The sequence below is a fragment of the Enterobacter cloacae complex sp. I1M genome (assembly GCF_014982425.1).
In the GTDB taxonomy this organism is placed as follows: domain Bacteria; phylum Pseudomonadota; class Gammaproteobacteria; order Enterobacterales; family Enterobacteriaceae; genus Enterobacter; species Enterobacter intestinihominis.
Genome location: NZ_JADCLG010000031.1, coordinates 22,455 through 34,308 on the forward strand (window position 1 = coordinate 22,455; position 11,854 = coordinate 34,308).

Here is an 11,854-nt window from a genome sequence, read left to right on the forward strand (position 1 = left end):
GTAACAAAAGGAGTTCCCCCTGGAACACATCTCTACCACCACGCTGATCGTCATTCTGGTCATCATGGTGGTCATCTCCGCTTATTTCTCTGGCTCTGAAACCGGCATGATGACGCTGAACCGCTACCGGTTACGTCATCGCGCCAAGCAGGGTAACCGTGCCGCGCGTCGTGTCGAAAAGCTTCTGCGTAAGCCGGACCGGCTGATTAGCCTGGTGCTTATCGGTAACAACCTGGTCAATATTCTCGCCTCTGCACTGGGCACTATCGTCGGGATGCGTCTGTACGGCAATGCAGGCGTGGCGATTGCCACAGGTGTGCTCACGTTTGTGGTACTGGTGTTTGCGGAAGTGCTACCCAAAACCATCGCGGCGCTTTACCCGGAAAAAGTCGCCTACCCGAGCAGCTTCCTGTTAGCACCGCTGCTTATTCTGATGATGCCGCTGGTCTGGCTGCTGAATATGGTGACACGGGTGCTGATGCGCATGGTTGGTATAAAGGCAGACGTCACCATCAGCAGCGCGCTCAGCAAAGACGAACTGCGTACCATCGTGAACGAATCCCGCTCGCAGATCTCCCGTCGCAATCAGGACATGCTCCTGTCGGTGCTGGATCTGGAAAAGGTCAGCGTCGACGACATCATGGTGCCGCGCAATGAAATCGTCGGGATTGATATTAACGACGACTGGAAGGCCATTGTCCGCCAGCTGACGCACTCCCCGCACGGGCGTATCGTCCTCTATCGCGATTCTCTCGACGATGCCATCAGCATGCTGCGTGTGCGTGAGGCCTATCGTCTGATGACTGAGAAAAACGAGTTCACCAAAGAGGTGATGCTGCGCGCCGCCGACGAAATTTACTACGTGCCGGAAGGCACCCCACTCAGCACGCAGCTGGTGAAGTTCCAGCGAAACAAGAAGAAAGTCGGTCTGGTGGTGGATGAATACGGCGACATACAGGGGCTGGTGACGGTCGAAGATATTCTGGAAGAGATTGTCGGGGACTTTACCACGTCAATGTCGCCTTCCCTTGCAGAAGAAGTCACCCCGCAAAACGACGGGTCAGTGCTTATCGACGGCAGCGCCAACATTCGTGAAATCAATAAAGCGTTTAACTGGCATTTGCCGGAAGACGAAGCGCGGACGATGAACGGAATGATCCTGGAAGCGCTGGAAGAGATCCCGGCGGCAGGCACGCGCGTGCGCATTGAGCAGTATGATATTGATATTCTGGACGTTCAGGACAATATGATTAAGCAGGTGAAGGTCCTGCCCGTTAAACCTTTACGCGAAAGTATCGCCGAGTAATGTTGTAGGCCGGGTAAGGCGAAGCCGCCACCCGGCACTACGTGTCGGCAAATTACGCTTTCGCTTTCGCCACGGTCACCATCGCAGCGCGAATAGTACGACCGTTCAGGGTATACCCTTTCTGCATCACGCCCAGCACGTTACCCGCGGCAACGTCTTCGGATTCCACCATCGCAATGGCCTGGTGAACGTTTGGATCCAGCGGTACATCCGTATCGGCAATCACTTCAACACCGAACTTACGCACCACATCCAGCATGGATTTCAGCGTCAGCTCGATGCCTTCAATCATCGCCGCATTATCCGGATTAGCTTTATCCGCCACTTCCAGCGCGCGATCCAGGCTGTCGATCACCGGAAGCAGTTCGTTGACAAATTTCTCCAGCGCAAATTTGTGCGCCTTTTCAACGTCCAGCTCGGTACGACGGCGCAGGTTTTCCATTTCCGCTTTGATACGCAGTACGCCATCGCGTTCGCGATTCTGCGCTTCTACCAACTGAGCTTCCAGATTGGCAATTTTTTCATCGCGCGGGTCCACCTGCTCAGCAGACGTGTCTGGCTCTACTGCCTCAACTTCATCGTGCTGTTCCGTGATAATTTCTTCAGGGGCTTGCCCCTCAGGCGTTTTCTGTTCTTTACTACTCATGAATTTCTCCGCGTTTTTCTGCATTCATCTCGCTAACTTCGCTTATTATGGGGATCAGTTTCCTGGATTCAAGGGAACAAGGCAGATTGTCATCATTCATCAGGCACAAGGACCTCCAGAAAATGAATAATCATTTCAGGTGTATTGGGATCGTCGGCCATCCGCGTCACCCTACCGCATTGACGACACATGAAATGTTGTATCGCTGGCTGTGTGGTAAAGGCTATGAAGTGATGGTCGAGCAGCAGATCGCCCAGGAGTTGCAGCTTAAAAGCGTCAGAACCGGCACGCTGGCGGAAATTGGCCAGCAGGCGGATCTCGCCGTGGTGGTCGGCGGCGACGGCAATATGCTGGGCGCGGCGCGAACGCTGGCTCGCTATGATATTAAGGTTATTGGTATTAACCGTGGCAATCTTGGTTTCCTGACCGACCTCGACCCGGACAATGCGCAACAGCAGCTGGCGGACGTGCTGGAAGGTCACTATATCAGTGAAAAGCGGTTTTTACTTGAAGCCCAGGTCTGCCAGCAGGATTGCCAGAAGCGCATCAGCACCGCTATTAACGAGGTGGTTCTCCACCCAGGTAAAGTGGCGCACATGATCGAGTTCGAAGTCTATATCGACGAAATCTTCGCTTTCTCGCAGCGCTCTGACGGGCTGATTATTTCAACCCCGACGGGGTCAACTGCCTACTCGCTTTCAGCCGGAGGCCCAATCCTGACGCCCTCGCTGGATGCGATCACCCTGGTGCCGATGTTCCCGCATACGCTCTCGGCGCGTCCGCTGGTGATCAACGGCGACAGCACCATCCGCCTGCGTTTTTCACATCGCCGCAGCGACCTGGAGATCAGCTGCGACAGCCAGATTGCGCTTCCCATTCAGGAAGGAGAAGATGTCCTCATTCGCCGCTGCGATTATCACCTGAACCTTATCCATCCAAAAGATTACAGTTATTTCAATACATTAAGCTCAAAACTCGGCTGGTCAAAAAAATTGTTCTGATTTTACATCCAGCGCTTTACTGTATATAAAACCAGTTTATACTGTATACAAACACAGTTATGGTTTTTCATACAGGAAAACAATTATGCTGGCACAACTGACCATCAGCAACTTTGCCATTGTTCGTGAGCTTGAGATCGACTTCCATAGTGGAATGACGGCGATTACCGGTGAAACCGGTGCAGGTAAATCCATTGCCATTGATGCCCTCGGCTTGTGCCTCGGCGGTCGTGCAGAGGGTGATATGGTGCGCACAGGTGCGGCCCGTGCCGATCTCTGCGCCCGCTTCTCGTTAAAAGACACGCCTGCCGCCCTGCGCTGGCTGGAAGCGAACCAGCTGGAAGATGGACGTGAGTGTTTACTTCGTCGCGTCATCAGCAGTGACGGCCGCTCCCGTGGTTTTATCAATGGTACAGCGGTTCCCCTTTCCCAGCTTCGCGAGCTGGGCCAGCTGCTCATCCAGATCCATGGTCAGCACGCGCACCAGCAGCTAATCAAACCCGAACAGCAGAAAGCCCTGCTCGATGGCTACGCGGGTGAGTACGCGCTTACTCAACTCATGGCGGAGCACTATCTTCAGTGGCATCAAAGCTGCCGCGAACTTGCGCAGCATCAACAGCAAAGCCAGGAGCGTACCGCGCGCGCCGAGCTGCTGGAATATCAGTTGAAAGAGCTGAACGAATTTAACCCTCAGGCGGGTGAATTTGAGCAAATCGACGAGGAGTACAAGCGTCTGGCCAACAGCGGTCAGCTGCTTTCCATCAGCCAGAATGCCCTGAACATGCTGGCGGATGGCGAAGACGTGAATTTGCAGAGCCAGCTGTATACCGTGCGTCAGCTTGTTACCGAACTGACCGGCATGGACAATAAGCTTTCTGGCGTACTGGAAATGCTGGAAGAAGCCGCGATTCAGATTTCAGAAGCCGGGGATGAGCTGCGCCACTACTGTGAACGTCTGGATCTCGACCCGAACCGTCTGTTCGAGCTTGAGCAACGCATCTCCCGTCAGATTTCACTGGCGCGTAAGCATCACGTTACCCCGGAAGAGCTGCCGAATTACTATCAGTCTCTGCTGGAGGAACAGCAGCAGCTGGACGATCAGGCCGATTCCCTCGAAACCTTGTCTCTGGCGGTTAATCTGCATCATCAGCAGGCGCTGGAAACGGCGAAACGGCTGCACGACGTGCGACAGCACTATGCTCTGGAGCTTAGCCAGCATATTACCGACAGCATGCATACGCTGGCGATGCCGCATGGGGTGTTCACTATTGATATTCGCTTTGAAGAGCATCACCTGACGGCGGAAGGCGCAGACCGCGTAGAATTCCGCGTCACCACCAACCCGGGCCAGCCTTTACAGGCGATTTCGAAAGTGGCTTCTGGCGGTGAACTGTCGCGTATCGCCCTGGCCATTCAGGTGATTACCGCCCGTAAAATGGAAACCCCGGCGTTGATTTTCGATGAAGTGGATGTGGGTATCAGCGGCCCGACCGCGGCCGTTGTCGGCAAACTGCTGCGTCAGTTGGGTGAATCGACGCAGGTTATGTGTGTGACTCACCTGCCGCAGGTCGCCGGCTGTGGTCATCACCACTTTATCGTTAGCAAGGAAACCGATGGCGAAATGACGGAAACGCACATGAAGCCGCTGGATAAACGCTCACGCTTGCAGGAGCTGGCACGCCTGCTCGGCGGCAGTGAAGTCACCCGCAATACGCTTGCGAATGCGAAAGAACTGCTGGCGGCATAAACTTTTTCGGGATCTCAGGGTCATACAGAACAACAAAAACGCCGCCAGACCGGTTTCAAAGTGGGGCAAGGTCTATTATCATCGGCATATTACATATGAGCCGCGTACTGCTCGGGCCCGAAAAGGAATCAAATCACTATGCGCTGTAAAACGCTGACCGCTGCCGCAGCGGTTCTTCTGATGTTGACCGCAGGCTGTTCCACTCTGGAGAAAGTGGTTTACCGTCCTGATATCAACCAGGGGAACTACCTTACCCCTAACGATGTGTCCAAAATCCGCGTGGGTATGACACAACAGCAGGTCGCTTATGCCCTGGGAACCCCGATGATGTCCGATCCGTTCGGCACAAACACCTGGTTCTATGTATTCCGCCAGCAGCCTGGTCATGAAGATGTGACCCAGCAAACCCTGACGCTGACCTTCAGCAGTGCCGGCGTGCTGACCAACATCGACAACAAGCCTGCCCTGACCAAATAATCAGGCGTCAGCAACACAAAAAAGGTGCTCAATGAGCACCTTTTTTGTGTATGTTTATTTGGCTACTTACCGGATTTCTCTGCTCGCTGACGGCGCAACTCTTTCGGGTCGGCAATCAGCGGACGATAGATTTCAACCCTGTCGCCCTCTTTCAGCACATCACCGAGCTTAACCGGACGGCTATAAATGCCGACTTTATTCTTCGCCAGGTCAATATCACGGCGAAGTTCAAGGATGCCGGAGGCCCGGATAGCCGCCTCAACGGTGGCGCCCTCTTCAAGCGTCACGCGCTGCAAATACTGCTTCTCCGGCAGCGCATACACCACCTCAACAGCAATCTTATGCGACACTGTAAACCTCTTTGGCGCGCGTGGTGAACGCCTGAACCATATTCGAGGCCAGCTCTTTAAATATTCGGCCAAACGCCAGTTCGATCAGCTTATTGGTAAATTCAAAATCCAGATGAAACTCAATGCGGCAGGCGTCAGCGCTCAGTGGCGTAAACTTCCACCCTCCCATCAGTTTTTTAAACGGACCATCCACCAGATGCATCAAAATACTCTGATTGCTCGTCAGGGTATTGCGCGTGGTGAACGTTTTGCTGATCCCCGCTTTGGAGACATCCACGGCCGCAGTCATCTGCGTCGGGCCAGATTCCAGCACCCGGCTACCCGTGCATCCTGGAATAAATTCCGGATACGACTGAACGTCGTTCACTAACTGATACATTTGTTCCGCGCTGTAGGGAACAAGCGCAGTACGGCTAATCTGAGGCATAGCATTTTCCATGGTCACACAACAGACAAATAATAACATTTATCACCTGTTAAAAAAACGCTAAGCCTTATCTCGTGCTAAGATAGCGCGTTAGACCTCACAGGACGCAATGAGGTGACTTTTTAAAATCAGATTACCGACGGCTTTACGACACTTATGACGAAGAAAAAAGCACATAAACCTGGTTCGGCGACCATTGCGCTCAACAAGCGTGCTCGCCACGAGTATTTCATCGAAGAAGAATTCGAGGCCGGCCTTGCGTTGCAGGGCTGGGAAGTAAAATCGCTGCGTGCCGGGAAAGCCAACATCGGCGACAGCTACGTGATCCTGAAAGACGGTGAGGCCTTCCTGTTCGGCGCGAACTTTACGCCGCTGACCGTCGCCTCTTCACATTACGTTTGCGATCCAACCCGCACCCGTAAGCTGCTGCTGAACAAGCGCGAGCTGGAATCCCTCTACGGACGCATCAACCGCGAAGGCTTCACCGTAGTTGCGCTCTCTTTGTACTGGAAAAACGCCTGGTGCAAAGTGAAAATCGGCGTGGCAAAAGGTAAGAAACAGCACGACAAGCGTACTGACCTGAAAGCACGCGAGTGGCAGCTCGACAAAGCACGTATCATGAAAAACGCAGGACGTTGATTCTGCGCGCTTATTGTACTATTCAATAAGTTAGCGTTTCGGGCTGGTATCGAGGAAGTGAAATCTGGTATACTGATTTCAACACTATTGGGGCTGATTCTGGATTCGACGGGATTTGCGAAACCCAAGGTGCATGCCGAGGGGCGGTTTGCCTCGTTAAAAGCCGCAAAAAAATAGTCGCAAACGACGAAAACTACGCTTTAGCAGCTTAATAACCTGCTAAGAGCCCTCTCTCCCTAGCTTCCGCTCTTAAGACGGGGATCAAAGAGAGGTCAAACCCAAAAGAGATCGCGTGGAAACCCTGCCTGGGGTTGAAGCGTTAAAACTAATCAGGCTAGTTCGTTAGTGGCGTGTTTGTCCGCAGCTGGCGTGCGAATGTAAAGACAAACTAAGCATGTAGTACCGAGGATGTAGAAATTTCGGACGCGGGTTCAACTCCCGCCAGCTCCACCAAATAAAACAAGGGGTTACGTGAAAACGTAACCCCTTTTTTTGCCCATGTCCACATTACGTCCACTCGGCAAAACTTTGGCCAGCACTAACTTCAGTAACCCCAGTTTTACATTTTTGCATCCAGTGCCCATATGCCGCTTGCCACGCCTCTTGTTCATCGGCAAAAGATGTTCTGCAATAGGCAACTACTCAATGCCTTTTGAACCAAACTCCGAGTACAAGGATGACTAGCTCTGTCGCTATATCCTTACAGCATTCCCGACCCCATAGGACAGGTGGATTTTGCAAAGTTTCTATCATCTTGATCAGCTGATTCAGGGTTATTTCAATCAGGATCATGACCTCATAAATGAGGGAGAGGATACTATTGAGGGCACTATTGAACTCTATAAAAAAACAGCCCCAGATTGGATGTTAAAAGAGTTAGCCGAAGAGGTCGATTGTTTCCTTAAGCTTTACGAAGACAGGCTGGATGAGCAATTCAAAAGCCGGTATGGATTTGATTTCTCACCTGAGTTGTGGGATTCAACCCCATTCGATTTACTGATGACTGTGCGCAGACTTGCCCTTTCTTAGAAGTAGCTACAGGAAGACAAACCCGTAACGGCTTAACTGACCTCAGACCGGCAACAGCCGGTCTTTTTCTTTCTAAATATAAGTTATGGGTGAACAGTTAAATCCAAAAAAGCTTTTTCTTGATGTGATCCATTCAAAAAACAGGTTTGCTTAACCACAGGAAACACTGCAACAAATCGCCATTGGCATACCCGTGAAAGTTGAATTTATAAATTATCAACAAAAAAACAGCCTATTAATGAATTTATTCAGACTCCACCAGTCCAAAAATCCTCCATCGGTGATTACCAGAATCACCCGATGAAGTGCTGAAAGCCCGCACGGCGCAAGCTCTGCGGGCTTTTTATATCTGTCCCTTCTCGCCCAGCGCCCCCTCACACGCCAGCGCCAGCACCATCAGCGCCGTCTCATTCTCCTGCACCGATAACATCTCCATCCCCACCGGCAGACCGATACGGCTTACGCCGCACGGCAACGTTATAGCCGGCAGGCCGCTGATGGCGGCCAGTTCCGGCGCGCAGCCTGGCGGCATCTTCGCCATACTTTCTGGTAATCGTTGTACGGTGGGATACACAAATCCGTCGATGCGCTGCACCTCCGCCACCTGGCAAAGGTTCTGCCGCAACAGGCGCTGAAAGCGACGCCCCGCCAGCCAGAGCGGGGTTTTCAGCGTGTTACTCGCCAGCATCTGACGTAGAAACGGCGCAAACTCTGGCAGGAAAGCGCCGGAGTCCACAATGCTTGTCAGTCCGGAGGGAGCGCCAGGCTGTTTGCTAAGCCAGTCGTCAATCGCCACGCGAAATTCATACAGACTGAGGCAGGTGGCCTGCCTCACCTCTTCAAGGAAGGGGAGTGAAACCTCCACCAGCGTCGCTCCGGCACGGCGCAACGTGTGCAGCGCCGACTGCCAGACCTCCAGCTGTACCTCATCCTCTCCCTGTAACGCGGTTACCACACCAAAGCGAACGCCTTTCAGCGAACGCACAGGAAGCGCAACCGGTGGCAAACCATGGATCACCGCATGCAGCAAGGCGGCATCTTCAACGCTATGTACCATTGGCCCAACGGTATCTTTGCTGGGCGAGAGCGGCGCCACGCCATCCAGCTGTGAACGGCGAAAAGCAGGCCGTAGCCCCACCAGCCCGGTATAGCTACAGGGAATGCGGATAGAGCCGCCGGTATCGGTACCCAATGCGCCATCCGCCATCCCCGCCGCCACCGCCGCGGCGCATCCTCCGCTGGAACCTCCGGCGGTGAGTGACGGGCGAAGCGGGTTTGCCACATCGCCCCCCAGCGAGCTTCGCGAGCGCACGTCAAAAGCAAACTCGGACATATTCGCTCTGGCGAGGATAATCGCTCCTGCCCTACGCAACCGCTGTATAACAAGCGCATCCGACGTCGCGTTAAGTGAGGCCAGCGCCCGGCAGCCAAGAGTAATGGGCATCGGTGCGCAGGCAATATTATCTTTGACGATCAAAGGCACGCCGTGCAGGGAGCCGATCGGCTCCCCGCGTCGACGCTGCTGCTGATGCTGTTCCGCCTGAGACATGGCGTCAGGGTTAACCCCGAGGATCGCGTTGAGCGCCCGGTGCTGCTGAATGACGTCGAGACGGCGGGCAATTTCCTCCGGGCAGTCGTCTGGCGGTATCAGGCGCTTCATAGTCTCAGGCTCCCTCGTGATGAAAACCGGGCAGAAGGCTGCCCGGGATACGTTTTAGTCCCGCATACCGGTAGTAATTGCATCAATGTCCTGCGGACGCAGACGAATTTCCGCCGCCCGTCGGTGCCCCTGCATCCCCTCGGTACGGCTCTGGCGGATCGCCGGTTCTGCGATTGCCGGGATACCCTGCTCGTCAATCCACTGATGGGTACAGATTTTGACGTACGCCCCAACCCACAGACCGCCGGTATAGCGTGCCGCCGCCATCGTCGGTAACGTGTGGTTGGTGCCGCAGCATTTATCAGAGAACACCACGCTGGCGTTCTGACCAATAAACAGCGAGCCATAGTTGCGGATCTTCGCCGCCGTCGCGTGCGGATCGCGGGTATGCACCTGCAAATGCTCCGTCGCCATATGGTCAGCAAACGCAATCAGCTGCGCTTCATCTTCGCAAAGCGCAATCTCACCCTGCCGGCGCCACGCCTCCCCCGCCGTGGCGGCCGTTGGCAGGCTGGCAAGCTGACGCTCAACCTCCGCCAGGGTACGCTCAGCGATATCCCGGCTGGTTGTCGCCAGCCCGACGCGGGTATGAATATCGTGTTCTGCCTGCGCCAGCATATCGGCGGCCAGAATGCGCGGATCGGCGCTGTCGTCAGCGATAGTGAAAATCTCGCTCGGCCCGGCGAGGGCATCAATGCCGACTCGACCAAACACCTGGCGTTTCGCTTCGTTAACGAAGGCGTTGCCTGGCCCAACGATTTTGTCCACCGATGGAATGCTCTCCGTTCCCCAGGCCATGGCCGCAATGGCCTGCGCGCCACCTACCCTGAAAATGCGGTGCGCGCCCGCCAGATGGCAAACCGCGATCATCGCAGGATGCGCTCCCGGCGGCAGACAGGCGATGATCTGTTCGCAGCCCGCCACCGTCGCAGGGACAATTGACATCACCGGCGCAGAGAGGATCGGGTAACGCCCACCCGGCACGTAGCAGCCCACCGTCTGCACCGGGATGATCCGGTGACCGAGATGCACGCCAGGCAGCGTCTCAACTTCCAGCGGCTGCATGGTCGCCAGCTGCGCCTGCGCAAAACGACGCACCTGATTAATAGCAAACTCGCTGTCGCGGCGCGTCTGGGCATCCATCCCCTGCAGTGCTTCGGCGATCTCCTGCTCGCTCACCTCAAAGTGCGTCGGCACGACGTTATCAAACTGCTGCGAAAAGGCTCTTAGCGCCGTATCGCCTTCGGTTTTCACGCGCTCGATAATGGCGCTGACCTTCTCCGTCAGGGAACGATCGGCCTGCGCATCCTGCCCCTGCGGGCGCTTAATCCAGCTCACCTGATTTAACATTTACGCGTCCTCCATCTGGCCGAGTTTGATTTGCGCCAGCAGCGCCAGGTGGTCATACACGACCCATTCATCAACAATTTTGCCGTTGACGATGTGGTAGTGCGACATGCCCATCACGAACAGTCGTTCTCCGGTCGGCTTGCCCAGTTCGCCGTAACCCAGGTGATGCCCTTCGATGATCCAGCGAACCGCCACTTTGACGCCGCCTTCATCGCACGGGTTGGAACAGATATGCTGCGGCAGCCACGCGCCGTCAGGGATCATCCCCACCAGCGCCAGCGTCTGATGGGTTACCGCCGCGGTGCCGTACAGCTCTTTCATCAGCGGGCCATGCCACTGCACGTTAGGGGCGTAAACCTCTTTGATTTTGCCGAACATCCGACGATTGTAGATCTCATGCAGCCAGCGCAGGCACTGCTCTTCCGTATCGGTGTGTGCAATGGATACATCGCACTCCATCTCCGGCGGATATTGCCCCAGCATGCGGCCGTTTTCGCCGATGTCCATCACGCGGAAGCCTTTATCAAACTGCTCCTTTGCCATATTAAATGCGATTTGATCGGTATTCAGGCCAAGCTGTTTCATTAACGACATGTTGTCGCTGACCACCCACTCCCGGTAAATTTTATTCTCGTGGATCATGCAATCTGCCACGGTACGGGTAACGAAGGTGCGGTTGGTCGGCTTGCCTAAATGGCTGTGCTGGGTATGCCGCCCGCTTCCCGTCACCAGGTGAGAGGTATAAAAACCGTCAACATCATTTCCGTTCCAGATAACCTGGGTTGCCATGCCGCGCCGCTCCGGGAAGGCAATTAAGCGTTGCAGCGTATCCTGTACCACCTGCTCACGGTTATAGAGTGTCCCCAGCGCGTTATACAGCACGCAGTTATGGGTATAGTGAGAATAAATTAAGCCGACATCGCGCTCGTCCCATATTTTATGGGTGCAGCGAACTATATAATCGACAATATCGGTATAGCAGTCATCAAAGCCGCGTAATGATTGCACGCGCGGTCTTTTTTCCGGTACCAGATCGACAAAATCACGACGTTCCACCTGTAATACAGGTTCCTCTTTCAGCGATTTCACGCTGCTTTTTTCGGGTACGGCTGGTGCTTTATTTGTTGCTTCGGTGGAAGACATATAAACTCCTGCTCTGTTTTCAGACAATAAGAACCCGCACCCGTAAGTGAGGGTGAATGAAACTCGATTATTTTCGGCA

12 protein-coding genes and 1 other RNA gene are annotated in these 11,854 nt (G+C 54.4%); 7 read left to right on the plus strand and 6 right to left on the minus strand.

All coding sequences use genetic code 11. The features are described 5' to 3' along the window. Positions 1–19 precede the first annotated feature (19 nt). The gene (locus tag INF86_RS18275) at positions 20–1,306 is read left to right on the plus strand and encodes an HlyC/CorC family transporter (protein ID WP_026094274.1); all 1,287 of its coding nucleotides are present in this window, start codon (positions 20–22) and stop codon (positions 1,304–1,306) included. 52 nt (positions 1,307–1,358) lie between these two features. On the opposite strand, the gene grpE is transcribed toward INF86_RS18275, so the two are convergent. Further along, the gene (grpE, locus tag INF86_RS18280; RefSeq protein WP_003863126.1) at positions 1,359–1,952 is read right to left on the minus strand and encodes a nucleotide exchange factor GrpE; all 594 of its coding nucleotides are present in this window, start codon (positions 1,950–1,952) and stop codon (positions 1,359–1,361) included. A gap of 122 nt (positions 1,953–2,074) precedes the next feature. Between grpE and nadK the strand changes: the two genes are divergently transcribed. From nadK to bamE, 3 genes are all read left to right on the plus strand, one after another. Further along, positions 2,075–2,953: an NAD(+) kinase gene (gene nadK / locus INF86_RS18285; RefSeq protein ID WP_022649070.1), complete on the plus strand. Its 879-nt coding sequence runs from the start codon at positions 2,075–2,077 to the stop codon at positions 2,951–2,953. 85 nt (positions 2,954–3,038) lie between these two features. Continuing rightward, on the plus strand, positions 3,039–4,700 hold the full coding sequence (gene recN / locus INF86_RS18290; protein WP_193543781.1) for a DNA repair protein RecN: 1,662 nt from the start codon (positions 3,039–3,041) through the stop codon (positions 4,698–4,700). A gap of 138 nt (positions 4,701–4,838) precedes the next feature. After that, positions 4,839–5,177, plus strand: a complete 339-nt coding sequence (bamE, locus tag INF86_RS18295; protein WP_003863121.1) for an outer membrane protein assembly factor BamE — start codon at positions 4,839–4,841, stop codon at positions 5,175–5,177. A 62-nt stretch (positions 5,178–5,239) separates the two neighbouring features. Here bamE and INF86_RS18300 read toward each other — a convergent pair whose 3' ends face one another. Then, on the minus strand, positions 5,240–5,527 hold the full coding sequence (locus INF86_RS18300) for an RnfH family protein (protein ID WP_003863119.1): 288 nt from the start codon (positions 5,525–5,527) through the stop codon (positions 5,240–5,242). Next, positions 5,517–5,954 carry a type II toxin-antitoxin system RatA family toxin gene (locus tag INF86_RS18305; RefSeq protein WP_003863117.1) on the minus strand — a complete coding sequence of 146 codons (438 nt, stop codon included), beginning with the start codon at positions 5,952–5,954 and terminating at the stop codon, positions 5,517–5,519. Before INF86_RS18305 ends, INF86_RS18300 begins: the two co-directional genes overlap by 11 nt. A gap of 156 nt (positions 5,955–6,110) precedes the next feature. Between INF86_RS18305 and smpB the strand changes: the two genes are divergently transcribed. The 3 genes from smpB (at position 6,111) to INF86_RS18320 (ending at position 7,622) form a co-directional block, all read left to right on the plus strand. After that, positions 6,111–6,593, plus strand: a complete 483-nt coding sequence (smpB, locus tag INF86_RS18310) for an SsrA-binding protein SmpB (RefSeq protein WP_003863115.1) — start codon at positions 6,111–6,113, stop codon at positions 6,591–6,593. A gap of 89 nt (positions 6,594–6,682) precedes the next feature. Then, positions 6,683–7,046: a transfer-messenger RNA gene (ssrA, locus tag INF86_RS18315) on the plus strand. Positions 7,047–7,328: 282 nt separating this feature from the next. After that, on the plus strand, positions 7,329–7,622 hold the full coding sequence (locus INF86_RS18320) for a contact-dependent growth inhibition system immunity protein (protein WP_193543782.1): 294 nt from the start codon (positions 7,329–7,331) through the stop codon (positions 7,620–7,622). A 343-nt stretch (positions 7,623–7,965) separates the two neighbouring features. Here the strand turns inward: INF86_RS18320 and INF86_RS18325 are convergent, their stop codons facing one another. Genes INF86_RS18325 through INF86_RS18335 form a run of 3 tightly spaced genes read right to left on the minus strand, consistent with a single transcriptional unit; the run spans position 7,966 to position 11,775 of the window. Continuing rightward, positions 7,966–9,282 (minus strand): amidase, encoded by a 1,317-nt coding sequence (locus tag INF86_RS18325; RefSeq protein WP_193543783.1) that lies wholly within the window; start codon positions 9,280–9,282, stop codon positions 7,966–7,968. Between the two features lie 54 nt (positions 9,283–9,336). Then, positions 9,337–10,632, minus strand: coding sequence for a histidinol dehydrogenase (gene hisD, locus INF86_RS18330; protein WP_193543784.1), 1,296 nt, complete (start codon positions 10,630–10,632; stop codon positions 9,337–9,339). After that, entirely contained in the window at positions 10,633–11,775 is a 1,143-nt protein-coding gene (locus INF86_RS18335; protein WP_015571629.1) for an ester cyclase, read from the minus strand. Positions 11,776–11,854: the final 79 nt, after the last annotated feature.